A 25,955-nucleotide genomic window follows, 5' to 3' on the forward strand; every position below is an offset into this window, starting at 1 on the left:
CGGTTCCGGCGGACTTGTGGGGGAAGGCATGAAGGCGGGCGATGTCGTGGGCGGCCGCTACCGGCTGGAGCGCGAGCTCGGCCACGGCGGGTTCGGTGTGGTCTGGGCCGCCCACGACGAGACCATCGGGCGGGCGGTCGCGGTCAAGGTGCTGTCCGAGGAGAAGGCCGGCGACGAGGAGGCGGTCGGCCGGTTCATCCGCGAGGCCAGGACCGTCGGCGGCCTCTCCCATCCGCACATCGTCATCCTGTACGACTACGGACGGGTGCAGGACGGCGCGCGCTCGACCCACTACCTGGTGATGGAACTGGTCCGGGGCCGGCCGCTCTCCGCGCTGCTGGCCGGCGGGGCCCGGCCGGAGTCCTCGGCCGCCCTGCGCTGGGTGCGGCAGGTCTGCAAGGCGCTGGACTCCGCGCACCGCAGCGGCGTGGTGCACCGGGACATCAAGCCCGAGAACATCATGATCACCGACACCGGTGAGGCCAAGGTGCTGGACTTCGGCATCGCCCGCCTGCTCACCCAGCAGGGCGGCGGGCTCACCTCCACCGGCGTGGTCATCGGCACCCCGGCGTACCTGGCCCCCGAGTGCTGGTCCGGCGAGGACATCGACGGCCGGGCCGACCTGTACGCGCTTGGCGTGCTGCTCTACCAGCTGTGCACCGGCCGTCGCCCGTTCAGCGCCAATACGCCGGTGACCATGATGTACAAGCACCTCAACGAACAGCCGCCGGCCCCCGGTACGCCCGACCCGGCGCTGGACCGGCTGATCCTCCAACTGCTCGCCAAGGACCCGGCGGACCGGCCCGCCGACGCAGCCGAGGTCCGCCGCCGGCTGCGCGACGTCAAGTTCGGCACCGACCCGGACGCGCTGCGGCAGAAGGCCGACGACGCCTGGCGGCGCGGCGCGGCCGGCTCGCCCGAGCGGGCCGTCGAGCAGCTGATCGCGCTGATACCGCAGTTCGCCCGGGCCTTCGGGCCGGGTGACCCGCGGACCCTGCGGACCTGCCACGACCTGGCGCTGTGGCTGGCCCGCTCCGGGCGGCCGAGGGCGGCCGTCGCGCTGCTGCGCGAGCTGCTGCCGGTGCTGGACGGCCACCCGCGGGCCCGTGAGGACGTCGGGCGCGACCTGGAGCGCTGGGAGCGGGAGGGCGCCGCCGCCGCGCCGGAGCAGGACCGGCCGCTAGTGCTCGCCCAGCTGCTCGACGGCCCGGCGCAGAGCGGCTGAGCCGCCCTCGGCGATCGGCTCGCCGTGCCCGAACACGACGGTCCCGGCGTCCAGCGCCGCCAGCCGGCGGAAGGACTCCAGCGCCGCCGCCGGATCGGTGTTGAAGACCCCGGGCGTGGTCCGGTGCGCGACGTTGGCCGCGAGGTCCCCGGTGAACAGCACGCCCGGCTCCGGCAGGTGCAGGGCGATCGACCCGTCGGTGTGGCCGGGCACGTGCACCACCACGGCGCCGCCGCCGAAGCCCAGCACCTCGCCGTCCGCCACCTCGCGGTCCACCCGGCACGGCGGGGCGGGCGGCAGCGCCGGCAGCGCGTCCCACAGCTCCTGCTCGAAGGGGCTCAGCGCGAACGGCTTCGGCTCCTGCTCGCCGCGGACCACCGGGGCCTCCAGCCGGTGGGCGACCACCTCGGCGCCCAGCCGCCGGGCGAGCTCGGCGGCCGAGCCGGTGTGGTCCTCGTGGTAGTGGGTGAGCACGATGGCGCGCAGCGCGGCCGGCTCGGCGCCGACGGCACGGATCGCCTCCTCGACGGCGTCGGCCTGCCCGGCGATGCCGGTGTCGACCAGGGTGAGCGTGCCGTCCTCGTCGCGCCAGAGGTAGGCGGTGCCGAACTCCAGGGTGATGGCGGTCAGTTCGGGGCGTATGCGGGTGATCTCCATGAGCGGATCCTGTACCGCGCGGCGCCGGTTCACGCCCCTGTTCGCCCCGGGCGTGACGGCCCCGGGGGGACGGCGCGGGCCGGGCCGGCCTGGCCCGCCGCGGCGGGCCGTTGATATACCTCGCAGGCAGCAGCCGGGCGCGGGCCCTCACCGCCCCGGCGATCGACGAATCAGGAGGTGGGGATCGGATGAAGCTCCTCCGTGTCGGCCCGCCGGGCGCCGAGCGCCCGGTCGCGCTGGCCCAGGACGGCACCGCGTACGACCTCTCCGGGGTGACCGCGGACATCACCGGCGGCTTCCTCGCCGGGCTGGACGGCTCCGGCCTGGCCGAGCTGGCCGCCCGGGTGGCGGCCGGGCGGCTGCCGGTGGCCGACCTCGCCGGCCAGCGGATCGGCCCGCCGGTGGCCCGGCCCGGCAAGGTGGTCGGCATCGGCCTCAACTACCGGGACCACGCGGCCGAGGCGGGCGCGGCGATCCCGGACGAGCCGGTGATCTTCCTCAAGCCGAGTTCGACGGTGGTCGGCCCGTACGACGAGGTGCTGGTGCCGCGCGGCGGCGAGAAGACCGACTACGAGGCCGAACTGGCCGTGGTGATCGGCCGCACCGCCCGCTACCTGGAGGACCACGCGGCGGCGGCCGGGGTGATCGCCGGCTACACCATCGCCAACGACGTCACCGAGCGCGCCTTCCAGTTCGAGCGCGGCGGCCAGTGGGACAAGGGCAAGTCGGCGGAGACCTTCACCCCGCTCGGGCCCTGGCTGGTCACCGCGGAGGAGGTGGCGGACCCGCAGCGGCTGCCGCTGCGGCTGTGGGTGAACGGGGAGCAGCGCCAGGACGGCTCCACCGAGCGGATGATCTTCCCGGTGCTGGAGCTGGTCCGCTATACGAGCCACTTCATGGTGCTGGAACCGGGCGACGTGATCATCACCGGCACCCCGGCCGGGGTCACCCTCGGCCGCCCGGGCACGCCCTACCTCGCGCCCGGCGACGTCGTCGAGATCGAGATCGACGGCCTCGGCCGGCAGCGCCAGGTCCTCGGCAAGGCGTAGGGCGGGCCGCGGTCCCGGCCCTCCGCGCGGGGGCCGGGGGCCGCGGCGACCGGACCGCGCTACCCGCCGGAGGCTCCCAGCACCGCCCGCAGCCGCGCCGTCCGCGGCGAGTCCGGGCCCTCCAGCAGGAGCAGCACGGCCAGCACCTCGGCGGTCTGCGGGTCGTGCAGCGCCGTCGCCGCCGCCATCGCCACGAACTGGTCCACCAGCCACTCGCGCAGCTCGTCCACCGGCAGCGCCCGGCCCTCGTCGAGCCAGCTGAGCGAGGCCCCCTCGACCACCGCGATCCACGAGCGCACCAGCAGCGTCAGCCGCGGCCCGGCCTGCCGCACCCCGAGGTGGCGCAGCGTCCGCCGCAGGGCCGCCCGCCGGACGTCGTCCACGATCGCCGAGGTGCGGGCCGTCTCCACCACCGAGCCGCCGCGCAGCAGCGCCGAGTAGCCGGCGTCGTGCTCCGCGACGAAGGAGAAGTAGCGCTCCAGGACGGCGGACAGCTGCTGGGTCGGGGTCCCGGCCGGCGGCACCGTGAAGCGGTCGGTGAGCTCCTCGGCGGCGCTGCGCAGCGCCGCCTCGTACAGCTGCTGTTTACCGCCCGCGAAGTAGCGGTAGACCAGCGGCCGGGAGGCTCCGGCGGCCTCCGCCACGTCGTCCAGCCCGACGTCCTCGGGCGGCCGGTGGGCGAACAGCTCCAGTGCCACCGCGATCAGCTGCTCGCGCCGCTGCTGCACCGGCAGGCGCCGGTATCCGGCGCGCCGCGGCCGGGCGGCCGGTTCGGGGTCCGGCGGGACGGGCGCTGAGCTGGCTTCCATGGCGGTCAGCGTAACGGCCCCGGGCCGGATGGGAGGCGGGTCTGCACCGATCTTCCGAACGGGCGTTTGTGCCGCCCCGCGGCCCGCCCGGGGCCCGCTCCGGGAGGCGGCCCGCCGGGCGCCGTCCGAGGATGGGACGCACCACGCCACCGCACCGAGGAGGCCCGCCGGATGGCCCGGACGCTGGAACGGCCGCCCCGCGCGCGCCGGCTGCGCGGGGCCTCGCGCGCGCTCCTGGCGTGGGTCCGCTCGGCGCCCGGCACGTATCTGTGGCTGCTCCTGCTGGCGGTCACCAGCTTCGTCGTGGCGCGGATGGACCAGCGCACCCTGGACTGGTTCCTGGCCGCCCGCTCGACCAACCTGGAGCACCTGCGCTCGCGCCCGGTGCACGCCCTGGTCGCCAGCGCGCTGTGGACCGAGACGTCGAGCTGGCCGCTCTACGCCGTCCTGTTCACCCTGTTCCACGCCAACGCCGAGCGCTGGCTGGGCACCGCGCGCTGGTTCACGGTGGCCGCGACCTCGCACGTGCTGGCGACCCTGGTGAGCGAGGGAGTGGTGGCCTGGGGGATCGTCCAGGGCACCCTGCGGCGGAGCATGGCCGAGACGGTGGACGTCGGCGTCTCCTACGCGCTGGCCGGGGTGGTGGCGGTGCTCACCTACCGGTTCGCCGGCGGCTGGCGGTGGCTGTACGGCGGCGCGGTGGTGGTCTTCTACCTGGTGCCGCTGGTGGCCTCGCACACCTTCACGGACCTCGGGCACTTCACCGCCGCGCTGATCGGCCTCGCCTTCTTCCCCTTCGCCCACGGACGGCCCCTCTGGGACCCGGGCCGGGTGCTGCGGCGCGGGTGGCCGCGCCGCCCGCTCGGCTGACCCGGCCGGCCCCCGCGCGATTTGGCCGGCCCATGCCAGGGAGAAGGGGCTTGCAAACGGCGCGGGTCACGAAATGATGTCCGGATGGTTGAACTGATCAGCTCCGACGGCACCACACCCCGCAGTGTCGCCGACGCCTATGTGCGGGACCTCGCCGAGCTCGACCCGCTGACCGCGGTGTACCTGGGCCTGAACCCCGAGGACGACCGTCTTCCCGACCTCTCGCCGGCCGGCGCCGAGGCGATCGCGGACCTCGGCCGCGCCACCCTGGCCCGGCTCGACGAGGCCGAGGCGGCGCTCGACGCGGCCGAGGCGGCCGGTTCCCCCCGGGACGAGGCCGAGCGTCGCTGCGCCCGCCTGCTGCGCGAGCGGCTCGACGCCGAACTCGCCGTCCACGACGCCGGCGAGCGCTACCGGGCCGTCCACAACCTGGGCTCCCCGGTACACCTGGTCCGCGACGTCTTCACCCTGATGCCCACCGACACCGAGGAGCAGTGGCGGATCCTCGGCCGCCGCCTGGCCCGGGTGCCCCAGGCGCTCACCGAGTACCGCGCCACCCTCACCGAGGGCATCGAGCGCGGCCTGCTCTCCGGACCCCGCCAGGTCACCACGGTGACCGGTCAGCTCGGCGAATGGCTCGCCGGGGAGGTCCCGGGCGGCTGGTTCGGCGAACTGGTCCAGGAGGCCCCCGAGGCGCTGCGCGGGGAACTGGCCGGGCACGCGGTGGCCGCCGCCGAGGCGCTCGCCGCCCTGCGCGACTGGCTGCGCGACGTCTACGGGCCGGCCGCCGCCGACGCCCCCGACACCGCCGGCCGCGAGCGCTACGGCCGCTGGGTGCGCTACTGGACCGGCGCCGACCTCGACCTCGACGAGGCCTACGCCTGGGCCTGGCAGGAGTTCCACGACCTGCTCGCCCAGATGCGCACCGAGGCCGGGAAGGTGCGGCCCGGCGCCGAACCGATGGAGGCGATGAAGTGGCTGGAGACCGACGGCCCCGCGCGGGTCGGCGTCGAGGCCGCCCGTGAGTTCCTCCAGGGCCTGATGGACTCGGCGATCGCCGATCTCCAGGGCACCCACTTCGACCTGGCCGAGCCGATCACCCGGGTCGAGTCGCGGATCGCCCCGGCCGGCAGCGCCGCCGCGCCGTACTACACCGCCCCGTCGCTGGACTTCAGCCGCCCCGGCCGGACCTGGCTGCCGGTCCTGGGCCGCGAGCGGTTCCCCGAGTGGGACCTGGTCTCGACCTGGTACCACGAGGGCGTCCCCGGCCACCACCTGCAGATCGCGCAGTGGAACTACGTCGCCGACCGGCTCTCCACCTACCAGGTGAGCCTCGGCGGGGTGAGCGCCAACCTGGAGGGCTGGGCGCTGTACGCCGAGCGCCTGATGGACGAGCTCGGCTACCTCACCGACCCCGGCCACCGGCTGGGCTACCTCAACGCGCAGATGATGCGGGCGCTGCGGGTGATCGTGGACATCGGCATGCACGCCGGCCTGGAGTTCCCGGCGGACTCGCCGTACCGCGCGGGGGAGCCGGTCACGCCGGACGCCGCGCGGGAGTTCTTCGGCCTGTACTGCGGGCTGTCCGCCGACTTCCTGGACAGCGAGCTGGTCCGCTACCTGGGCCTGCCCGGGCAGGCGATCGGCTACAAGCTGGGCGAGCGGGCCTGGCTGCGCGGCCGGGCGGCGGCCCGGGCCGCGCACGAGGCGCGCGGCGAGGTGTTCGACCTCAAGGCCTGGCACATGGCGGCCCTGTCGCAGGGCTCGCTGGGCCTGGACGACCTGGTCGCGGAGCTCTCGGCGCTCTAGTCGCGACGGCGGGGCCCCCGGGACGGACCGGTCCCGGGGGCCCCGGACCGTGGTCCCGGGTCCTCTGGTCATTTGGTCCCGGTTCCATTGATTTGTCCAGGTTTTTCCTTGCCATTCGACGCCCCGCGCGTTTGGCTGGAAGGCGACTGCGTGACCTCTCCGTACCCCTCCGGAAAGGCTCCCCCAGTGTCTGCCCAAGCCCAAGCCACCACCGGTCACGGAACGGCGGCGGACTCCCGCCGCTGGTGGGCGTTGGCGGTCATCGCCATCGCCCAGCTGATGATCGTGCTGGACATCACCATCGTGAACATCGCCCTTCCGTCGGCCCAGAAGGACCTGGGCATCTCGGACGCCGACCGGCAATGGGTGATCACCGCCTACACGCTGGCCTTCGGCGGTCTGCTGCTGCTCGGCGGCCGGCTCGGGGACCTCTTCGGCCGCAAGCGCGTCTTCATCATCGGCCTGCTCGGCTTCGCCCTCGCCTCCGCGATCGGCGGCAGCGCGAGCGGCCCGACCATGCTCTTCGCGGCGCGCGCCCTGCAGGGCGCCTTCGGCGCGCTGCTCGCCCCCTCCGCACTGGGGCTGCTCTCCACGACCTTCTCCGATCCCAGGGAGCGGAGCACGGCCTTCGGCATCTTCGGCGCGATCGCCGGCGGCGGCGCCGCCATCGGCCTGCTGCTCGGCGGTGTGCTCACCGAGTACCTGAACTGGCGCTGGTGCCTGTTCGTGAACACCCCGATCGCGGTGGCGGCCGCTTTTGCCGCGTACTCGGTGCTCACCCGCGACCACATCGGCAAGGGCACCCGGATCAGGCTCGACCTGCCCGGCGCGCTGCTCGGCTGCGGCGGTCTGCTGGCCATCGTGTTCGGCATGTCCGAGGCGGTCACCCGGGGCTGGGCCGACGCCCTGGTGCTCGGCTCGCTGGTGTTCGGCGTGCTGCTGCTGGCGGTGTTCGTGCTGGTCGAGAAGCGGACGCCGCACGCACTGCTGCCGACGCACATCGTCGCCAACCGGAACCGGGGCGGCGGCGCCCTCTCGATCGGCCTGGCGATGATCGGGATGTTCGGCCTGTTCCTGTTCCTGACCTACTACCTCCAGGTGATCAAGCACTTCTCGCCGGTGATGTCCGGCGTCTCCTTCCTGCCGATGACCGCCGCCATCGTCATCAGCTCGACCGGCTTCGCGGCCCGGCTGATGACCCGGGTGCCGTCCCGCAACCTGATCGGCCCCGGGCTGCTGCTGGCCGCCTCCGGCATGGCCTGGCTGACCCAGATGCGGGTGGACAGCCCCTGGGCCGGCATGGTGCTGCCGGCCGAGCTGCTGCTGGGCTTCGGCATGGGCCTGGTCTTCATGCCCTCGATGAGCCTGGCCACCCTGGGCGTCGCCCCGCACGAGGCGGGCGCGGCCTCGGCCACCATCAACTCGGCCCAGCAGGTCGGCGGCTCCTTCGGCACGGCCCTGCTGAACACCATCGCGGCCAGCGCCACCGCGAGCTGGCTGGCCGCCCGGGGCCTCGGTGCCGCGAACCCCGCGGTCCGGGCCGAGGGCTCCGTGCACGGCTACGTGGTGGCGACCTGGGTGGCGATGGGCATCCTGCTGGTCGCCGCACTGATCGCGTTCCTGATGATCAACCACCGGCCGGCGCCGGGGGAGGCCACCGGAACCGGCGAGGCCGCCGGAGCGACCGGGGCCGCCGAGGTCACCGAGGCCACCGAGGCCGCGGCGGCCATCGGGACGGCGGGGACGGTCGGGGCGGCCGGCGGTCCGGCGGAGGCCGAAGCCGGCGCGCGGGCGCCGCAGTCCCCGGCGCAGTCCCCGGCCCACCAGCGACAGCGGGCCCGATGAGGCCTGCTCGGCGGTCGGCGCCTCCGCAACCGGCGGACACGCCGACCGCCGCACTGCGCCGCGCCGTCGACCGGCTGAATTCTCATCGCGTTCCCAGCGACGCATCACGACCCTCCCAGCTCAGGGCGCCATAGTCGGTTCCCGTACCGCCGCCGACCAGGCAGGAGTCGACCACGCATGGGCCAGCACCGCCGCCGCACCTCCCGACGACGTCTCCTGGCCCCGACCCTGGGCGCCGCGACGCTCTCCGCGCTCACCCTGGCGGCCGCCGTCGTCGGCACCCACAGCGTGACCCCCCGGTCCACCGCCGTGGCCTCCCCGGAGACCGCGGCGGCCACCGCCCCGACGGCTCCGGCGACCCGGACGGCTCCGGTGGCTCCGGTGGCGATGCCCACCGTCACCCCGACCCCCGCCCCCACCGTCACCGTGACCCCCACCCCGACCCCCACGCCGACCCCCACGCCGAGCAACCCGCCGGGCACCACCGACACCGCCGGGGCCACCCCCGAGGCGGCCACCGTCGGAGCCCTGTTCAGCGGCGCCGTGCGCGCCGGCGACCACTTCTGCACCGCCAGCGTGCTGCACAGCGCCACCGGCAACCTGCTGCTCACCGCCGCCCACTGCGTCGACGACCCGAGCGGCGTCACCTTCGCCCCCGGCTACCGGGACGGCCGCGCCCCGTACGGCACCTGGCGGGTCACCGCCGTGCACACCACCACCGGCTGGTCCCACGGCGGCGACCAGGACGAGGACTTCGCCGTCCTGGAGACCGCCCCCGACGCCGCCGGCCGCCGGATCGAGGACGTGGTCGGCGGCAACACGCTCGGCACCGACGAGCCGTTCGGCGCCGACGTCCGTCTCTACGGCTACCCCGCCACCGGCGAGCAGCCCCTGCTGTGCACCAACACCACCGGCCGGCAGAGCGCCTTCCAGCGTGTCGTCGACTGTCCCGACTACCCGGGCGGTACCAGCGGGGGGCCCTGGATCTCCACCGCCACCGGCCATGTGGTCGGTGTCATCGGCGGCTACCAGCAGGGCGGCGACACCGACGACACCTCCTACGGCGCCTACTTCGACCACACCGTCGCCGCGCTCTACGCCGAGGCCGTCGCCGCGGCGTCCTGACCGCTCCCACCCGCGCGAAATCCGGTTCGACCCGGTGGGCGGCCCCGTGGGAGGCTCTCCGTGCACAGATCATCCGTGATGCCTTGGGGGGCTCTTCCACCGTGCGCCGAACCGCCGTTCTCGCCGTCACCGCCACCGTCCTCACCCTCCTCACCGGCTGCCAGGGGGACGACGGGCCCGCCACGGCGGGCGCCTTCGACCCGGCGGAGGCCGTGGCGAAGGGGGGCAAGGAGCCGTACGCGGTCACCGTGAAGGCGACCCACGCCCTGGACGCGTCCGGCGGCACGGCACGGCTCAACCTCAACACCGCGTTCACCGGCCGCTGGGAGATGAAGGCCGGGGACGGAAGCGTCCAGGAGACCGTCACCACCGCGGACGCCGACTACCTGCGGGGGCACGATGCCACCGGTACCTGGCTGAAGACCCCGCGGAGCCGCGAGGTCTCGGACTTCGACTACGGCGGCTACGCCAAGCTGCTGCTCGCCCAGGGAGCGTCCGCCCGCAAGGGCATGGAGACCACGGACGGCGTGCCGACCTACCACCTCGCCGGCCACCTCGGTGTGGACCGGCTCGCCGGGCCCCTCCCGTCGGCCCACCGCGCGCTGACCGCGGCGGGCGTCACGGGCATCGACCTCGACCAGTGGATCGACGCGCAGGGCCGCACCCGCCGCGTCGAGCAGGCGATGGTCGTCGACGGTCGGAAGGACGTGCTCGAGCTGGTCTTCGGCGACTTCGGCCCCGCCGAGACCTTCGACGCGCCCGGCCCCGTCGCCGACTGACAACCCATGGCTCCGGCGCCCGGGGCAACTCCGCCGCCCCGGGCGCCGGTTGGCGCGCCCCGGCGCGGCCGGAAAACGAATCAGGCCCAGTCCGGTGGCAACTCGCCACTGGCCTGGGCCTCTTCGGCACTTCTCGCGAAGTGCCCCCGGTAGGATTCGAACCTACGCACCCGCCTCCGGAGGGCGGTGCTCTATCCCCTGAGCTACGGGGGCTTGCTCGGTGTTGTCGTCGCGTTCGCTTCGACGTGGAGAACACTACCAGGCCCGGAGCGTGCTCCGTGCACGGGTTTCGCGCGGGGGCCGGGCGGGCGGTCCGGCGGAAGTGCGGAAAGGCCGGACGGGGCGGCGGGGCCGCCGATACCCTCGGTGAGGTGTCGGGAGTGTCCGGGCGGGTCCTCGTGGTGGACGACAGCGAGGTGATCCGCCAGCTGATCAGGGTCAACCTGGAGCTCGAGGGCTTCGAGGTGGTGACCGCCGCCGACGGCGCCGAGTGCCTGGAGGTGGTCCGCCGGGTGAAGCCCGACGTGGTGACGCTGGACGTGATGATGCCGCGACTGGACGGCCTGCGGACGGCGGCCCGGCTGCGGGCGGCGCCGGGGACCAGGCTGCTGCCGATCGCGATCGTGAGCGCCTGCACCCCGGCCGATCTGGACCTGGGGGAGTCGGTCGGGGTGGACGGCTACCTGGGCAAGCCCTTCGACCCGGCGGACCTGGTGGCGCTGGTGCGCCGACTGGTCGAACTCGGCCGGGGGGACACGACGGCCGACGAGGCGCTGGACGGGTTTCGCCCTCAGCGAACAGATCCGAGCGATCGGGGCTGAGCGCCGGGGCCGGACGTCTCAACCGGTAAACCGAGTGGCGGGCGCACTCCCCCTCTCGCCTACGCTTGGCGTCGTGACCCCCGCAGAGCTTTCCCAGGCAGTCCAGGCCGCAGTGAGCGCCGCCGTCGAGGCGGGCGAGCTGGCCGTCGCCGTGCCCGAGCACGTGACGGTCGAGCGGCCCAAGAACAGGGACCACGGCGACTACGCGACCAACGTGGCCCTCCAGCTCGCGAAGTCGGCCGGCCGGCCGCCGCGAGCCGTTGCCGAGGTGCTGGCCGACCGCCTGCGAGGGATTACCGGCGTCGCCAAGGTCGACATCGCCGGCCCGGGCTTCCTGAACATCACCCTGGACACCGCCACCGCGGGCGCGCTGGCGCGCACCATCGTCGAGGCGGGCGAGGCCTACGGCCGCAACGGGGACCTCGCCGGTCTGAAGATCAACCTGGAGTTCGTCTCCGCCAACCCGACCGGCCCGATCCACATCGGCGGCGTGCGCTGGGCGGCCGTCGGCGACTCGCTGGCGCGCGTGCTGCGGGCCTGCGGCGCCGACGTCACCACCGAGTACTACCTCAACGACGCCGGCGTGCAGATCAGCAAGTTCGCCGGCTCGCTGCAGGCCGCCGCGAACGGCCGCGAGGTACCGGAGGGCGGCTACGTCGGCGAGTACATCGTCGACATCGCCAAGGCGATCACCGAGGCCGTCCCGGGCCTGTTGGAGAAGTCCGAGGACGAGCAGCTCCAGGTCTTCCGCGCCGAGGGCCTGAAGCTCATGGTCGCCGAGATCAAGCGCTCGATGGACGAGTTCGGCACCCACTTCGACGTCTGGTTCTCGGAGAAGTCGCTGCACGACTCGGGCGCCGTCGGCACGGCCATCGAGCGGCTGCGCGAGCAGGGCCACGTCTTCGAGCAGGACGGCGCCGTCTGGCTGCGCACCACTGACTTCGGCGACGACAAGGACCGCGTCCTGGTCAAGGCCGACGGCGACACCACCTACTTCGCCGCCGACGCCGCCTACTACCTGTCCAAGCGGGACCGCGGCACCGAGGTCGCGCTCTACATGCTGGGCGCCGACCACCACGGCTACGTCAACCGCCTCAAGGCCATCGCGGCCTGCGCGGGCGACGACATGAACCACAACATCGAGGTGAAGATCGGCCAGTTCGTGAAGATGCTTCGCGACGGCGAAGAGGTCCGCATGTCCAAGCGGGCCGGCAACATCATCACGATCGACGACGTCGTCGAGTGGATCGGCGTGGACGCGGCCCGCTACACCCTGGCGCGCTCCTCCACCGACTCCACCATCACGCTCGACATCAACATCCTGACCAGCCAGACCAACGAGAACCGGGTGTACTACGTCCAGTACGCCCACTCGCGGATGTGCGCGGTCCAGCGCAACGCCGACGAGCACGGCATCTCGCGCGGCGCGGCCGAGGACTTCAAACCGGAGCTGCTGGCCACCGAGTGGGAGTCCGACCTGCTCGGCCACCTCGGTGAGTTCCCGCGCGTGCTGGCCTCGGCCGGCGAGCTGCGCGAGCCGCACCGCGTCGCGACGTACCTGGAGGACCTCGCGGCCAAGTACCACCGCTTCTACGACAACTGCCGCATCCTGCCGCGGGGCGACGAGGAGGTCACCGACCTCACGCGTGCCCGGCTCTGGCTCGCCGACGCGACACGCACGGTCGTCGCCAACGGCCTGACGCTGCTGGGCGTCTCGGCGCCCGAGCGGATGTAGGCACCACCCCCATGTGCACAGCGGGGGCGGCGGACGGTCAACGGGGACCGTCGCCGCCCCTCGCCATAGGTCGAGGAAACCAACGACATGTCTCGCTCCGCACACCCCGCAGGCCCCCGGCACGGCGACGTGCTGCCCGAGGGCCACTACCAGGCGCCGCCGAGCGACCTGAACGCACTCGACCCCAAGGTCTGGTCCCGGACCGTCGCCCGTGACGCCGAGGGCGTGGTCACCGTCGGCGGCGTCGACGTCAAGCGGCTGGCCGCCGAGTTCGGCACCCCGGCGTACGTCATGGACGAGGCCGACTTCCGGGCCCGGGCGCGGGCCTGGCGCGAGGCGTTCGGCGCGGACGCCGACGTCTTCTACGCGGGCAAGGCCTTCCTCTCCAAGGCGGTCGTGCGCTGGCTGCACGAGGAGGGCCTCAACCTCGACGTCTGCAGCCCGGGCGAGCTGGCGGTGGCGCTGGCCGCCGGGATGCCGCCGGAGCGGATCGCGCTGCACGGCAACAACAAGTCGGTGGACGAGCTCGAGCACGCGGTGAAGACCGGGGTCGGGCACATCGTGGTCGACTCCTACGAGGAGATCGAGCGCCTGGCGGCCATCGCGGGCCACCAGGGCGTGCGCCAGCCGGTGCTGATCCGGGTCACCGTCGGCGTCGAGGCACACACCCACGAGTTCATCGCCACCGCGCACGAGGACCAGAAGTTCGGCCTGTCGCTGACCGGGGGATCGGCCGCCGAGGCGGTCCGCCGGGTGCTGGCGCACGGCGCGAGCCTGGAACTGCGCGGCATCCACTCGCACATCGGCTCGCAGATCTTCGACACCGCCGGCTTCGAGGTGGCCGCCCGCCGGGTGGTCGGCCTGCTGGCGTCGATCCGCGACGAGCACGGCGTCGAGCTGCCCGAGATCGACCTCGGCGGCGGCCTGGGCATCGCCTACACCAGCGAGGACGACCCGCGCGAGCCGGCCGAGATCGCCGCCGCGCTGGCCGAGATCGTGCGCCGCGAGTGCGCCGCCGCGAACCTCACCGCCCCCCGGCTGAGCGTGGAGCCCGGCCGGGCGATCGTCGGCCCGACCGCGTTCACCCTGTACGAGGTCGGCACCGTCAAGCCGCTGGAGGGCCTGCGCACCTACGTCAGCGTGGACGGCGGGATGTCCGACAACATCCGCACCGCGCTGTACGACGCCGAGTACTCGGTGGCCCTGGTGTCGCGCACCAGCGAGGCCGAGCCGATGCTGGTCCGGGTGGTCGGCAAGCACTGCGAGTCCGGCGACATCGTCGTCCGGGACGCCTTCCTGCCGGCCGACCTCGCCCCCGGCGACCTCCTCGCGGTGCCCGCCACCGGCGCGTACTGCCGCTCCATGGCGAGCAACTACAACCACGCCCTCAAGCCCCCCGTGCTCGCCGTCCAGGACGGTGCGGCCCGGGTGATCGTCCGGCGCGAGACGGAGGAGGATCTCCTGCGTCTCGATATCGGATGACGAAATCCTTGTCTCAGATCATGGAACGACCGTAGATCCGTACGGAAAGTCCCGGAGACTGGTAGGAACCGAAAGTCCGGCGGGGCCCCGCAAATCCCGCCGGAACGACCGAAGCACGATGAATGAGCGGAGTCGGATGATGCGTACGCGGCCGCTGAAGGTGGCGTTGCTGGGCTGTGGTGTGGTGGGCTCCGAGGTGGCGCGCATCATGACGACAGACGCCGCCGACCTCGCCGCGCGCATCGGCGCGCCGGTCGAGCTCGCCGGTATCGCGGTCCGCCGGGCGGGCCGTCCCCGCCCGGGGGTGCCCGAGCACCTGCTCACCACCGATGCCGAGGCCCTGGTCAACCGGGGCGACATCGACGTGGTGATCGAGGTCGTGGGCGGCATCGAGCCGTCCAAACACCTCATCCTGTCGGCGTTCCGGCAGGGCGCCTCGGTGGTCAGCGCCAACAAGGCGCTGCTGGCCAAGGACGGCACCGAGCTGCACGCGGCGGCCGCCGAGGCCGGGGTGGACCTCTACTACGAGGCCGCGGTGGCCGGCGCGATCCCGCTGCTGCGCCCGCTGCGCGAGTCGCTGGCCGGCGACCGGGTCAACCGGGTGCTGGGCATCGTCAACGGCACCACCAACTTCATCCTCGACAAGATGGACACCACCGGCGCCGGGTACTCGGAGGCGCTGGAGGAGGCCACCGCGCTCGGTTACGCCGAGGCCGACCCGACCGCCGACGTGGAGGGCTTCGACGCCGCCGCCAAGGCCGCGATCCTGGCCGGCATCGCCTTCCACACCAAGGTGACCGCGGCGGACGTCTACCGCGAGGGCCTCACCGAGGTGACCGCCGCCGACATCGCCTCCGCCAAGGCGATGGGCTGTGTGGTGAAGCTGCTGGCGATCTGCGAGCGGGCCGCCGACGGCGAGTCGGTCACCGCGCGCGTCCACCCGGCGATGATCCCGCTGTCGCACCCGCTGGCCTCGGTCCGCGAGGCGTACAACGCGGTGTTCGTGGAGGCCGAGGCGGCCGGCCGACTGATGTTCTACGGCCCGGGCGCGGGCGGCGCGCCGACCGCCTCCGCGGTCCTCGGCGACCTCGTCGCGGTGTGCCGCAACAAGCTCGCCGGTGCCACCGGCCCCGGCGACTCGGTGTACACCCGGCTGCCGGCCAAGCCGATGGACGAGGTCGTCACCCGCTACCACGTCAGCCTGGACGTCGACGACCGCGCGGGCGTGCTCGCCCAGGTCGCCTCCGTCTTCGCCGAGCACGGCGTCTCCATCGACACCGTGCGCCAGCAGGGCCGCGACGGCGACGCCTCGCTCGTCGTGGTCACCCACCGCGCCACCGACGCCGCGCTGTCGGCGACGGTGGACAAGCTCCGCGCACTCGACAGCGTGCGCGACGTGGCCAGCATCATGCGGGTCGAAGGGGAATAGGAACAGATGATGAGCAGCGTTGCCGAGAACGCCGCCCGTGGCACCCACGCCCACCAGTGGCGTGGCCTGATCGAGGAGTACCGGGACCGCCTGCCGGTCAGCGCGGCCACCCCGGTGGTCACCCTGCTGGAGGGCGGCACCCCGCTGGTCCCCGCCCAGGTGCTCTCCGAACGCACCGGCTGCGAGGTCTACCTCAAGGTCGAGGGTGCCAACCCGACCGGGTCCTTCAAGGACCGCGGCATGACGATGGCCATCTCCAAGGCGAAGGAGGACGGCGCCCAGGCCGTCATCTGCGCCTCCACCGGCAACACCTCGGCCTCCGCCGCCGCGTACGCGGTGCGGGCGCGGATGGTGTCGGCGGTGCTTGTCCCGCAGGGCAAGATCGCCCTGGGCAAGATGGGCCAGGCGCTGGTGCACGGCGCGAAGATCCTCCAGGTGGACGGGAACTTCGACGACTGCCTCACCCTTGCGCGTGAACTGTCCGAGAAGTACCCGGTGGCGCTGGTCAACTCGGTGAACCCGGTCCGGATCGAGGGCCAGAAGACCGCCGCCTTCGAGATCGTCGACATGCTCGGCGACGCTCCGGACATTCACGTGCTGCCGGTCGGGAACGCGGGCAACATCACCGCGTACTGGAAGGGCTACCGCGAGTATGCGGCGGACGGCCTGGCCACCCGCACCCCGCGGATGTGGGGCTTCCAGGCCTCCGGCTCGGCCCCGATCGTCGACGGCGCCCCGGTGCTGCAGCCGCAGACCATCGCCACCGCGATCCGGATCGGCAACCCGGCCTCCTGGGACCACGCGCTTGCCGCGCGGGACGAGTCGGGCGGCCTGATCGACAAGGTGACCGACCGTCAGATCCTCTCCGCGTACCGGCTGTTGGCCTCCCAGGAGGGCGTCTTCGTGGAGCCCGCCTCGGCTGCCTCGGTGGCCGGACTGCTGGCCAAGGCGGAGGCCGGCCTGGTCGACCCGGGCCAGCGGATCGTCTGCACCGTGACCGGCAACGGCCTCAAGGACCCGGACTGGGCGGTGGCCGGCGCGCCGCAGCCGCAGATCGTCCCGGTCGACCCCGAGGCCGCCGCCCGGCGTCTGGGCCTGCTCGACTAGCCCCCCACCGCCACGGGGGCCAGGCCCCCACCCGGGCCGACCCTTTCGGGGGTCGGCCCGGTTTACGTTCTCGACTGACACTTTTGTGTCAATTTACCGGCGCATTCCGATCCGATTCCCGCATGCATTCCGGCCAGAACCGGCAACACACCAGATCGAAGGCCCACGGGGTGTACCGCTGTGGAACCTCTCTTCGATACTCTGGGTCCGGCCGTGTGGCACATGCCCCGGGTCCGGCCCCTTCACGGGCCGCACCACCGACTGTGACCGTTCGCCCCGGCCGGGGCCCGAGGCCCGCTCCCCACCCTCGCACCGACGCGCTTCGCGCCGCCCGATTTCCCCAGGAGAGTCCACCGCATGGCCGGTCCTGCGTTCCGTGCCGCCGCCGTCCGGGTCCGGGTTCCCGCGACCAGTGCCAACCTCGGCCCGGGTTTCGACGCCTTCGGACTCGCGCTGGGTCTGTACGACGACGTGGTCGTCCGGGTCGCCGACTCCGGGCTCTCCGTCGACATCGCCGGCGAGGGCGCCGACACGCTCCCGCGCGACGAGCGCCATCTGCTGGTCCGCTCGATGCGCGCCGCCTTCGACCGCCTCGGCGGCCAGCCGCGCGGCCTCGAAGTGGTCTGCGCCAACCGGATACCGCACGGCCGCGGCCTGGGCTCCTCGTCCGCCGCCATCTGCGCCGGCATCGTCGCCGCCCGCGCCGTCACCATCGGCGGCCCGTCCGCCCTGGACGACGACGCGCTGCTGGCGCTCGCCTCCGAGCTGGAGGGCCACCCGGACAACGTGGCGGCCTGCCTGCGCGGCAACTTCACCGTGGCGTGGACCGAGGAGGACACCGCCAGGGCGATCGCCCTGGCGCCGTCCGCCGAGGTCGTCCCGGTGGTGTTCGTGCCGGGCACCGAGGTGCTCACCGAGACCGCCCGCGGCCTGCTGCCGAAGACCGTCCCGCTGGCCGACGCCGCCGCCAACGCCGGCCGGTCCGCGCTGCTGGTCGAGGCGCTGACCCGGCGGCCGGACCTGCTGCTGACCGCCACCGAGGACCGGATCCACCAGGACTACCGGTCCTCCGCGATGCCGGACAGCGCCGCGCTGGTGGCCGCGCTGCGCGCCGAGGGCGTGCCCGCGGTGATCTCCGGCGCAGGCCCGACCGTGCTCGCGCTCACCGACGAGGCGGGCGTGCAGAAGGTCCTGGGCTTCGCCGACGGCCACGGCGCCGACGGCCCGGCGTTCGCCGCGCACCGGCTCGAACTCGACCGGACCGGCGCTGCGGTGCTCCCGCTCGGCGTCTGAGCACGCCGTCCGGGCCGGACCGTCCGGACACGATTGGCAAGCGCAAGGCTGGGGAATGTCTGAGGGGGTCGGTAGTGTTAACCTCATTGCTGCACCAGGTGCCCTCCGGGGCTCGGTGCGCCGCGTCCCGATCCCAGCACTCCGCACCAGCGGAGTCCCGGCGATGCACGGGGCGACGATTCTCCGGGAGCCCACCGCAGCGCGTACGCAGCCTGCCTGCGCGACTTGCGGCCGCATCCCGAAGCCGTGACGGCACCTGACTCCCACCCGCGGCCTCCCACCTCGAGGCCAGGACGGGCGGAGCGCGGGTCACCGTCACGCGACGGGGGCCCGGGATTCGCAGGCAGCGTGGGGGCACCTCCCGGCCGGCGGCCGGGGGAGGGTCGACACTCGACCGTCCCACCACGCCACTCAGCACCACCGTGCTTCAAGCACCGCACCTCGCAGCTCTCTCCCGAACGGCACCCAGCGCCATTCGGGGGATCACCGCCTCGGACCGACGCAGTCGAGCGTTGGTCAGGACAGCACAACCGGTCGCCGAGCCAGACAGGCCGACGTCCGCTCCAGGGAAGGACCCTTAGTGAGCGACACCACCGATCTGATGGGCGCGCGCCCGGACGCCGAGGCGTCGGACGCCGCCGCCGCCCCCGCGGCCCCGGCGCGGCGCCGTCGTACCGCCGCCGCGGGCCTGGACGGCATGGTCCTGGCCGAGCTGCAGAAGCTCGCCGCGGACCTGGGCATCACCGGTACCGGGCGCATGCGCAAGAGCCAGCTGATCGAGACCATCAAGGAGAAGAGCGGCGGCGACCCGCTGCTCGCCGGCGCCACCGCCGCTCCGGCTGCCAAGCGCGCCGCCAAGACCGAGACCGCCGAGCCGGCCGAGAAGCCGGCCCGCCGGACCAGCAAGGCCGCCGCCGCCCGGGCCGAGGCCTCCGCCGCCGAGGCGCAGGCCCAGATCGAGATCCCGGTCCAGGCCGCCGCCGAGACCGCCGCGCCGGCCCGCACCGAGCGCACCCGCCGTCGGGCCACCTCGGCCGCCGGCGCCCCGGTCGCCGAGACCGCCGCCGAGGCGCCCGCCGCCGTGGTGACCGAGGCCAAGCCGGCCGAGACCCGCACCGAGGGCGCCCGCGCCTTCGAGGGCCGCGAGGAGGGCCGCGAGACCCGCCGCGACCGCCGGGAGCGCCGCGACCGCCGCGAGGGCGGCGAGCGCGAGGGCCGCCAGGAGGCCGCCGAGGCCCAGGCCGGCCAGGACGGCGAGGGGCGCGAGTCGCGCCGCGACCGCCGCAACCGCCGTGACCGCGCCGAGCGCCAGACCCAGCAGCAGGGCGCGCAGGGCGAGAGCCAGCAGGGTCAGGGCCGTCAGGGCGGCCAGCAGGCCCAGCAGCCGCAGGCGCAGCAGCAGGCCGGCTTCGACGACGACGAGTACGGCGACGGCCGCCGCGGCCGTCGTGGCCGCTACCGCGACCGCCGTGGCCGCGGCCGCCGCGAGGGCTTCGAGACCACCGGCACCGAGCCGCAGATCGGCGAGGACGACGTCCTGATCCCGGTCGCGGGCATCCTCGACATCCTCGACAACTACGCGTTCGTGCGCACCTCCGGCTACCTGCCGGGCCAGAACGACGTCTACGTCTCGCTCGCCCAGGTCCGCAAGAACGGCCTGCGCAAGGGCGACGCCATCACCGGTGCGGTGCGCCAGCCGCGCGAGGGCGAGCGCCGCGAGAAGTTCAACGCCATGGTGCGGCTGGACTCCGTCAACGGCATGGACCCGGAGAGCGGCCGCGGCCGCCCCGAGTTCAACAAGCTGACCCCGCTCTACCCGCAGGAGCGGCTGCGCCTGGAGACCGACCCGGGTGTGCTGACCACCCGGATCATCGACCTGGTGTCGCCGATCGGCAAGGGCCAGCGCGGTCTGATCGTCGCGCCGCCGAAGACCGGCAAGACGATGGTGCTGCAGGCGGTCGCCAACGCGATCACCCACAACAACCCCGAGTGCCACCTGATGGTCGTCCTGGTCGACGAGCGTCCGGAAGAGGTCACCGACATGCAGCGGTCGGTGAAGGGCGAGGTCATCTCCTCGACCTTCGACCGCCCGGCGGAGGACCACACCACCGTCGCCGAGCTGGCCATCGAGCGCGCCAAGCGCCTGGTGGAGCTGGGCCACGACGTGGTGATCCTGCTGGACTCGATCACCCGTCTGGGCCGTGCCTACAACCTGGCGGCGCCGGCCTCCGGCCGCATCCTGTCCGGTGGTGTCGACTCGACCGCGCTCTACCCGCCGAAGAAGTTCTTCGGTGCCGCGCGCAACATCGAGAACGGCGGCTCGCTGACCATCCTGGCCACCGCGCTGGTCGAGACCGGCTCGCGGATGGACGAGGTGATCTTCGAGGAGTTCAAGGGCACCGGCAACATGGAGCTCAAGCTCGACCGGAAGCTCTCGGACAAGCGCATCTTCCCGGCCGTGGACGTGGACGCCTCCAGCACCCGCAAGGAGGAGATCCTGCTCGGCGGCGAGGAGCTCGCCATCGTCTGGAAGCTGCGCCGGGTGCTGCACGCGCTCGACTCGCAGCAGGCGATCGAGCTGCTGCTGGACAAGATGAAGCAGACCAAGAGCAACGCCGAGTTCCTGATGCAGATCGCCAAGACGACCCCCGGGTCGGGCGACTGACGCGGCAGGACGCGTCGAAGCACCCGGGCCCCGGACCGCGCGAGCGGTCCGGGGCCCGCTGCCGTTCCGGTCCGGTTTGTTCCAGACTCGCGACATCTTGGGCCCTTTTTAGCATCTTGTCCGATTTACTCTGGGCCGTATGGCCGAACACAAGAGGGTCCCGAGCCGCCGTCGCAAGCTGCTGCGCGCGGTCGCGTGCGCCGTCGCCGCGCTCACCGTCCTCGGCGCCGGGGCCGCCGGGTACGCGTACCTGCGGCTGGACGGCAACCTCAAGAGCGTCGACATCGACGCCCGGCTCGGCACCGCCCGCCCGGCCGCCGCCGTCGACGGCTCCTTCAACGTGCTGGTGCTCGGCTCCGACTCGCGCTCCGGCGGCAACGCCGACCTCGCCGGCGGCGACACCGGCGGCACCGCCCGCTCGGACACCGCGATGGTGCTGCACGTCAACCAGGACCACTCCCGCGCCGACGTGGTGTCCATCCCGCGCGACACCCTCGTCCCGCGCCCCGAGTGCACCGACGCCAAGGGCAAGGCGGTGCCGGCCGCCAAGCGCGCGATGTTCAACAGCGCCTACGAGAGCGGCGGAGCGGCCTGCGCGGTGAAGACCGCGGAACAGCTCAGCGGGCTGCGGATGGACCACTACGTCGAGGTGGACTTCGCCGGCTTCGCCCGGCTGGTGGACGCGATAGGCGGGGCCACCGTGACCACCACGGTGGCCATCCACGACAAGGACAGCGGCCTGGACCTTCCGGCCGGTGAGCACCACCTGGACGGCCAGCAGGCGCTCGCCTTCGTCCGCACCCGGCACGGCGTGGGCGACGGCAGCGACCTCGGCCGGATCGAACTGCAGAAGCAGATGGTCCGCTCGCTGCTCCAGCAGGCCGGCGGGATCGGACTGCTGACCAACCCGGTCAAGCTCTGGTCCGTCGGCGACACCCTGACCCGCTCGATCACCACCGACTCCGCGCTCGCCTCGGTCAACTCGCTGGTCGCACTGGCCCAGGAGCTCAAGGGGATCGGCCCGGACCAGCTCTCCATGGTCACCCTGCCGGTGGAGCCCGCCCCGACCGACCGGGACCGGGTGGTCCAGCAGCAGCCGCAGGCGGACCAGCTCTGGGCGGCCCTCAGGGCCGATGCGCCGGTGCCGCAGACCGTGGTCGCCGCCCAGCCGCAGAACCCCGCCCAGGTCACGCCCACCGCGCCCGCCACGGCCCCGGCGAAGGCGCCCGCCAAGCGCCCCTGAACGCGCTGTTCCGGGCGCTCCCGAGGGGCCCGGAATATCCCGCGGCGCCCCCCGGTTTGGGAAGAAGCGGCCGGTCCTGGCAGACTGGACCGTCGGTCCCGGTTCACGTGCGGCATTCCAGCCGCCGACCCGGTGCCCTCCCGAACACTAGGAGAACCCCTTGAAGCCCAACGTTCACCCCGAGTACGTGGTCACCCGCGTGACCTGCACCTGCGGTGCCGAGTTCACCACCCGCTCGACCGAGACCAGTGGCGAGATCCGCGCCGAGGTCTGCTCGCAGTGCCACCCGTTCTACACCGGCAAGCAGAAGATCCTCGACACCGGTGGCCGCGTGGCCCGCTTCGAGGCCCGCTTCGGCAAGCAGCACAGCGCGAAGGCCTAGCGCTCCCTCGGCGCCGGTCTCCCGGTGCCCCCGAACTCGTTTCCGGGGGCGCTGGGGACCGGCGCCGTTCGCGTCCCCCCGCACCTCCGCGTACCCACCCCCTTGCACGACGATCCCCGGGAAGAAGGCCACCCCATGTTCGAGGCAGTCGAAGAGCTCCTCGTCGAGCACGCCGACCTCGAAGCGAGGCTGGCCGACCCGTCCGTCCACGCCGACCAGGCCAACGCCCGCAAGCTGGCCAAGCGGTACGCCGAGCTGACCCCCATCACCCGGGTCTACCGGCAGTGGCGGCAGGCCGGTGACGACATCGAGGCCGCCCGCGAACTCGCCGCCGAGGACCCGGAGTTCCTCTCCGAGGTGAAGGACGGCGAGGCCCGCCGCGAGGAGCTGACCGAGGAACTGCGGCTGCTGCTCGTCCCGCGCGACCCGAGCGACGACAAGGACGTCATCCTGGAGATCAAGGCGGGCGAGGGCGGCGAGGAGTCCGCGCTGTTCGCCGGCGACCTGCTCCGGATGTACCTGCGCTTCGCCGAGCGGATCGGCTGGAAGACCGAGATCATCGACTCCAACGAGTCCGACCTCGGCGGGTACAAGGACGTCTCGGTCGCCGTGAAGACCAAGGGCAACGCGGAGCCCGGCCAGGGCGTCTGGGCCCGGCTCAAGTACGAGGGCGGCGTGCACCGCGTGCAGCGCGTGCCCGCCACCGAGTCGCAGGGCCGCATCCACACCTCCGCGGCGGGCGTGCTGGTCACCCCCGAGGCCGAGGAGGTCGAGGTCGAGATCCTCGCCAACGACCTGCGGATCGACGTGTACCGCTCCTCCGGCCCCGGCGGCCAGTCGGTCAACACCACCGACTCCGCGGTCCGGATCACCCACCTGCCGACCGGTATCGTGGCGTCCTGCCAGAACGAGAAGAGCCAGCTGCAGAACAAGGAGCAGGCGATGCGCATCCTGCGTTCGCGGCTGCTGGCCGCCGCGCAGGAGGAGGCCGAGCGGGAGGCCTCGGACGCACGCCGCAGCCAGGTCCGCACGGTGGACCGCTCCGAGCGGATCCGGACGTACAACTACCCGGAGAACCGCATCTCGGACCACCGTACGGGCTTCAAGTCCTACAACCTGGACCAGGTGCTGGACGGCGAACTGAACCCCGTCATCCAGTCCTGCGTCGACGCGGACGCCGCGGCCAAGCTCGCCGCGGCCCAACAGAACTGACACCGGCGGCAGCGAGCCCGACGTCGAGGCCGGAGAGCGGAAGCAAGAGGTCGTACGGATGAACCTGCTACTCGCGGAGGTGGCCCAGGCCACCCAGCGGTTGGCCGCGGCCGGCGTGCCGTCGCCGCGCTTCGACGCGGAGGAGCTCGCCGCCCACGTCCACAACGTCAAGCGCAGCCAGCTGCACACGGTCCAGGACGGCGACTTCGACGCCCGGTACTGGGAGGCCGTCGCCCGCCGCGAGGCCCGCGAGCCGCTCCAGCACATCACCGGCCGGGCCTTCTTCCGCTACCTCGAACTGGCGGTCGGGCCGGGCGTGTTCGTGCCCCGCCCGGAGACCGAGACGGTCGTCGAGTGGGCCATAGACGCGGTCCGCGAGATGGACGTCGCCGAGCCGCTGGTGGTCGACCTGTGCTCCGGCTCCGGCGCCATCGCGCTCGCCCTCGCCCAGGAGCTGCCGCGCTCCACCGTGCACGCCTTCGAGCTCGACGAGGGCGCCCTGCCGTACACCCGGCGCAACATCGAGTCCTCGCCCGACCGCGCCCGGGTCACCCTGCACGAGGGCGACGCCACCCGGGCCTTCGAGGACGACCGCGCCTGGGACGGCCGCTTCGACCTGGTCATCTCCAACCCGCCGTACATCCCGCTCACCGAGTGGGAGTACGTCGCCCCGGAGGCCCGTGACCACGACCCGCAGATGTCGCTGTTCTCCGGCGAGGACGGCCTCGACACCATCCGCGGCATCGAGCGGGTCGCCGCCCGGCTGCTGCGTCCGGGCGGTGCCGTGGTGATCGAGCACGCCGACACCCAGGGCGGACAGGTCCCGTGGATCTTCAACGAGGAGGGCGGCTGGACCGACGCCGCCGACCACCGGGACCTCAACAACCGCCCCCGCTTCACCACGGCGCGCAAGGCGTCGCTGTGAACCACGCCATGAGCCCGTTCGGAAGGGGACCGCACCGATGAGCCGCCGCTACGACTGTGCCGACACCGGGGACCGCGCCACCGGCCTGCGCGAGGCCGCCTCGGCCATCCGCCGCGGCGAACTCGTCGTGCTGCCCACCGACACCCTGTACGGGGTCGGCGCGGACGCCTTCTCCCCGGAGGCCGTGGGCGCCCTGCTCGCCGCCAAGGGCCGCGGCCGCAACATGCCCTCGCCGGTCCTGGTCGGCTCGCCGACCACGCTGCACGGCCTGGTCACCGACTTCTCCGAGCAGGCCTGGGAGCTCGTCGACGCCTTCTGGCCCGGCGGCCTCACCCTGGTCGCCCGGCACCAGCCCTCGCTGCGCTGGGACCTTGGTGACACCCGGGGCACCGTCGCCGTCCGGATGCCGCTGCACCCGGTGGCCATCGAGCTGCTGAACGCCACCGGGCCGATGGCCGTCTCCAGCGCCAACCGGACCGGCGGCCCGTCCCCGGCCACCTGCGACGAGGCCCAGCAGCAGCTCGGCGACGCCATCTCGGTCTACCTGGACGGCGGCACCGCCGACCACGCCCAGGCCTCGTCGATCGTGGACGTCACCGGCAAGGTGCCGGTGCTGCTGCGGGCCGGCGCGATCTCCGTCGAGCAGCTGAGGGAGGTCGTCCCCGACCTGGAGGCCGGCAGTTGACGGCCGCCTCCCTCCATGCCGGGCCCGGCATATCGCCGTACCTGAGCGTGGGCCCCAGGCCGCTGAACCACTTCCGGATCCTCTACGTCTGCACCGGCAACATCTGCCGCTCGCCGATCGCCGAGCGGCTCACCCGGCGTGAGCTGGACACCCGGCTCAACCCCCGGGTGGCCGGACGGATCCTGGTCGAGTCGGCCGGCACCTGGGGCCACGTGGGCGCGCCGATGGAGGAGCACGCCGCGACGGTGCTGGACGAGTACGGCGCCGACAGCGGCGGCTTCACCGGCCGCGAACTGCTGGACGCGCACGTGGTGGAGGCCGACCTGGTGCTCACCGCGACCCTGGACCACCGGGCCCAGGTCATCTCGATGGGCCACGAGGCGGGGCTGCGCACCTTCACGCTGAAGGAGTTCACCCGGCTGGTCCGCACCATCGACCCCGGCACCCTGCCGGACCCCCGGCGCGGCGCGGACGTCACCGAACGCGCCCGCGCGCTGGTCCGCGCCGCCGCCGCGCTGCGCGGCTGGCTGCTGGCCGCCGACCCCGAGGCGGACGAACTGCACGACCCCTACGGCGCGCCGATCGGGATGTTCCGCAACTGCGGCGAGGAGATATTCCACGCCGTCGACCCGGTGGTCACCGCGCTGACCGGCGTCCGCGCGCTCTGAGTATTGGCCCGCCCGGGCGCTCCCGGCCCGGTCCCGACGGTCGTTGCTCCAACGCCGCTCGTACCTCACGGCGTCCTCGCGCCTCCCTTTCGGCACCGGCGCGCCCGGGCGGGCAGCAGCCCACCCCGCCCGGGCGCTCC

General features: G+C 73.4%; 22 protein-coding genes and 1 tRNA gene. 20 read left to right on the top strand and 3 right to left on the bottom strand.

Translation table 11 applies throughout. The features are described from left to right. Positions 1-28: 28 nt before the first annotated feature. The gene (locus tag ACFVUH_RS11625; RefSeq protein ID WP_387912665.1) at positions 29-1,225 is read left to right on the top strand and encodes a protein kinase; all 1,197 of its coding nucleotides are present in this window, start codon (positions 29-31) and stop codon (positions 1,223-1,225) included. On the opposite strand, the gene ACFVUH_RS11630 is transcribed toward ACFVUH_RS11625, so the two are convergent. After that, positions 1,181-1,882: an MBL fold metallo-hydrolase gene (locus ACFVUH_RS11630; protein WP_355371266.1), complete on the bottom strand. Its 702-nt coding sequence runs from the start codon at positions 1,880-1,882 to the stop codon at positions 1,181-1,183. The two genes, ACFVUH_RS11625 and ACFVUH_RS11630, sit on opposite strands and share 45 nt — an antisense overlap. A 188-nt stretch (positions 1,883-2,070) precedes the next feature. Between ACFVUH_RS11630 and ACFVUH_RS11635 the strand changes: the two genes are divergently transcribed. Continuing rightward, entirely contained in the window at positions 2,071-2,931 is an 861-nt protein-coding gene (locus ACFVUH_RS11635; RefSeq protein ID WP_387912667.1) for a fumarylacetoacetate hydrolase family protein, read from the top strand. A 59-nt stretch (positions 2,932-2,990) separates the two neighbouring features. Here the strand turns inward: ACFVUH_RS11635 and ACFVUH_RS11640 are convergent, their stop codons facing one another. After that, positions 2,991-3,740 (bottom strand): TetR/AcrR family transcriptional regulator, encoded by a 750-nt coding sequence (locus tag ACFVUH_RS11640; protein ID WP_355371272.1) that lies wholly within the window; start codon positions 3,738-3,740, stop codon positions 2,991-2,993. A 171-nt stretch (positions 3,741-3,911) separates the two neighbouring features. On the opposite strand from ACFVUH_RS11640, the gene ACFVUH_RS11645 reads away from it, so the two are divergent. From ACFVUH_RS11645 to ACFVUH_RS11665, 5 genes are all read left to right on the top strand, one after another. Further along, positions 3,912-4,610, top strand: a complete 699-nt coding sequence (locus ACFVUH_RS11645; RefSeq protein WP_387912669.1) for a rhomboid-like protein — start codon at positions 3,912-3,914, stop codon at positions 4,608-4,610. 84 nt (positions 4,611-4,694) lie between these two features. After that, positions 4,695-6,419, top strand: coding sequence for a DUF885 domain-containing protein (locus ACFVUH_RS11650; RefSeq protein ID WP_387912671.1), 1,725 nt, complete (start codon positions 4,695-4,697; stop codon positions 6,417-6,419). A gap of 186 nt (positions 6,420-6,605) precedes the next feature. Beyond that, positions 6,606-8,264, top strand: a complete 1,659-nt coding sequence (locus ACFVUH_RS11655) for an MFS transporter (RefSeq protein ID WP_387912673.1) — start codon at positions 6,606-6,608, stop codon at positions 8,262-8,264. Positions 8,265-8,441: 177 nt separating this feature from the next. Then, positions 8,442-9,389: a trypsin-like serine peptidase gene (locus ACFVUH_RS11660; protein WP_387912675.1), complete on the top strand. Its 948-nt coding sequence runs from the start codon at positions 8,442-8,444 to the stop codon at positions 9,387-9,389. Positions 9,390-9,490: 101 nt separating this feature from the next. Next, entirely contained in the window at positions 9,491-10,168 is a 678-nt protein-coding gene (locus ACFVUH_RS11665) for a hypothetical protein (protein WP_387912677.1), read from the top strand. A 141-nt stretch (positions 10,169-10,309) separates the two neighbouring features. Here the strand turns inward: ACFVUH_RS11665 and ACFVUH_RS11670 are convergent. Continuing rightward, positions 10,310-10,381, bottom strand: a tRNA-Arg gene (locus ACFVUH_RS11670). A 158-nt stretch (positions 10,382-10,539) separates the two neighbouring features. On the opposite strand from ACFVUH_RS11670, the gene ACFVUH_RS11675 reads away from it, so the two are divergent. The 13 genes from ACFVUH_RS11675 to ACFVUH_RS11735 all read left to right on the top strand — a co-directional run bounded on the left by ACFVUH_RS11675 (position 10,540) and on the right by ACFVUH_RS11735 (position 25,815). Further along, positions 10,540-10,989, top strand: coding sequence for a response regulator (locus ACFVUH_RS11675; RefSeq protein ID WP_355371286.1), 450 nt, complete (start codon positions 10,540-10,542; stop codon positions 10,987-10,989). Positions 10,990-11,062: 73 nt separating this feature from the next. Then, positions 11,063-12,724 (top strand): arginine--tRNA ligase, encoded by a 1,662-nt coding sequence (argS, locus tag ACFVUH_RS11680; protein ID WP_387912679.1) that lies wholly within the window; start codon positions 11,063-11,065, stop codon positions 12,722-12,724. A gap of 87 nt (positions 12,725-12,811) precedes the next feature. Further along, entirely contained in the window at positions 12,812-14,206 is a 1,395-nt protein-coding gene (lysA, locus tag ACFVUH_RS11685) for a diaminopimelate decarboxylase (protein WP_387912681.1), read from the top strand. A gap of 136 nt (positions 14,207-14,342) precedes the next feature. Beyond that, entirely contained in the window at positions 14,343-15,635 is a 1,293-nt protein-coding gene (locus tag ACFVUH_RS11690) for a homoserine dehydrogenase (RefSeq protein WP_355371293.1), read from the top strand. A gap of 9 nt (positions 15,636-15,644) precedes the next feature. Further along, a complete protein-coding gene (gene thrC / locus ACFVUH_RS11695; RefSeq protein ID WP_355371295.1) occupies positions 15,645-16,742 on the top strand; it encodes a threonine synthase in 1,098 nt (365 codons plus the stop codon). 357 nt (positions 16,743-17,099) lie between these two features. After that, on the top strand, positions 17,100-18,035 hold the full coding sequence (gene thrB / locus ACFVUH_RS11700; RefSeq protein WP_387912683.1) for a homoserine kinase: 936 nt from the start codon (positions 17,100-17,102) through the stop codon (positions 18,033-18,035). A 580-nt stretch (positions 18,036-18,615) separates the two neighbouring features. Next, positions 18,616-20,700, top strand: coding sequence for a transcription termination factor Rho (rho, locus tag ACFVUH_RS11705; protein WP_387912685.1), 2,085 nt, complete (start codon positions 18,616-18,618; stop codon positions 20,698-20,700). Between the two features lie 139 nt (positions 20,701-20,839). Then, on the top strand, positions 20,840-21,943 hold the full coding sequence (locus tag ACFVUH_RS11710) for an LCP family protein (RefSeq protein ID WP_387912687.1): 1,104 nt from the start codon (positions 20,840-20,842) through the stop codon (positions 21,941-21,943). Between the two features lie 160 nt (positions 21,944-22,103). Beyond that, positions 22,104-22,325, top strand: coding sequence for a 50S ribosomal protein L31 (gene rpmE, locus ACFVUH_RS11715; RefSeq protein ID WP_030057539.1), 222 nt, complete (start codon positions 22,104-22,106; stop codon positions 22,323-22,325). A gap of 135 nt (positions 22,326-22,460) precedes the next feature. Then, a complete protein-coding gene (prfA, locus tag ACFVUH_RS11720) occupies positions 22,461-23,537 on the top strand; it encodes a peptide chain release factor 1 (protein WP_355371306.1) in 1,077 nt (358 codons plus the stop codon). A 58-nt stretch (positions 23,538-23,595) separates the two neighbouring features. Then, a complete protein-coding gene (gene prmC, locus ACFVUH_RS11725; protein WP_387912689.1) occupies positions 23,596-24,462 on the top strand; it encodes a peptide chain release factor N(5)-glutamine methyltransferase in 867 nt (288 codons plus the stop codon). 37 nt (positions 24,463-24,499) lie between these two features. Continuing rightward, on the top strand, positions 24,500-25,147 hold the full coding sequence (locus tag ACFVUH_RS11730; RefSeq protein ID WP_355371309.1) for an L-threonylcarbamoyladenylate synthase: 648 nt from the start codon (positions 24,500-24,502) through the stop codon (positions 25,145-25,147). Positions 25,148-25,176: 29 nt separating this feature from the next. Next, positions 25,177-25,815, top strand: coding sequence for a protein-tyrosine-phosphatase (locus tag ACFVUH_RS11735; protein WP_355371418.1), 639 nt, complete (start codon positions 25,177-25,179; stop codon positions 25,813-25,815). The last annotated feature ends 140 nt before the right edge of the window (positions 25,816-25,955 follow it).

Origin of the sequence: Kitasatospora sp. NPDC058032 (assembly GCF_042885845.1) — a bacterium.
In the GTDB taxonomy this organism is placed as follows: Bacteria; Actinomycetota; Actinomycetes; order Streptomycetales; family Streptomycetaceae; genus Kitasatospora.

What these genes read in the sequence shown, in the direction of transcription:
- ACFVUH_RS11625 (WP_387912665.1), top strand. Translation starts at nt 29, where the DNA reads ATGAAGGCGGGCGATGTCGTGGGCGGCCGCTACCGGCTGGAGCGCGAG.
- ACFVUH_RS11630 (WP_355371266.1), bottom strand. Translation starts at nt 1,882, where the DNA reads ATGGAGATCACCCGCATACGCCCCGAACTGACCGCCATCACCCTGGAG.
- ACFVUH_RS11635 (WP_387912667.1), top strand. Translation starts at nt 2,071, where the DNA reads ATGAAGCTCCTCCGTGTCGGCCCGCCGGGCGCCGAGCGCCCGGTCGCG.
- ACFVUH_RS11640 (WP_355371272.1), bottom strand. Translation starts at nt 3,740, where the DNA reads ATGGAAGCCAGCTCAGCGCCCGTCCCGCCGGACCCCGAACCGGCCGCC.
- ACFVUH_RS11645 (WP_387912669.1), top strand. Translation starts at nt 3,912, where the DNA reads ATGGCCCGGACGCTGGAACGGCCGCCCCGCGCGCGCCGGCTGCGCGGG.
- ACFVUH_RS11650 (WP_387912671.1), top strand. Translation starts at nt 4,695, where the DNA reads ATGGTTGAACTGATCAGCTCCGACGGCACCACACCCCGCAGTGTCGCC.
- ACFVUH_RS11660 (WP_387912675.1), top strand. Translation starts at nt 8,442, where the DNA reads ATGGGCCAGCACCGCCGCCGCACCTCCCGACGACGTCTCCTGGCCCCG.
- lysA (WP_387912681.1), top strand. Translation starts at nt 12,812, where the DNA reads ATGTCTCGCTCCGCACACCCCGCAGGCCCCCGGCACGGCGACGTGCTG.
- ACFVUH_RS11690 (WP_355371293.1), top strand. Translation starts at nt 14,343, where the DNA reads ATGATGCGTACGCGGCCGCTGAAGGTGGCGTTGCTGGGCTGTGGTGTG.
- thrC (WP_355371295.1), top strand. Translation starts at nt 15,645, where the DNA reads ATGAGCAGCGTTGCCGAGAACGCCGCCCGTGGCACCCACGCCCACCAG.
- thrB (WP_387912683.1), top strand. Translation starts at nt 17,100, where the DNA reads ATGGCCGGTCCTGCGTTCCGTGCCGCCGCCGTCCGGGTCCGGGTTCCC.
- ACFVUH_RS11710 (WP_387912687.1), top strand. Translation starts at nt 20,840, where the DNA reads ATGGCCGAACACAAGAGGGTCCCGAGCCGCCGTCGCAAGCTGCTGCGC.
- prfA (WP_355371306.1), top strand. Translation starts at nt 22,461, where the DNA reads ATGTTCGAGGCAGTCGAAGAGCTCCTCGTCGAGCACGCCGACCTCGAA.
- prmC (WP_387912689.1), top strand. Translation starts at nt 23,596, where the DNA reads ATGAACCTGCTACTCGCGGAGGTGGCCCAGGCCACCCAGCGGTTGGCC.
- ACFVUH_RS11730 (WP_355371309.1), top strand. Translation starts at nt 24,500, where the DNA reads ATGAGCCGCCGCTACGACTGTGCCGACACCGGGGACCGCGCCACCGGC.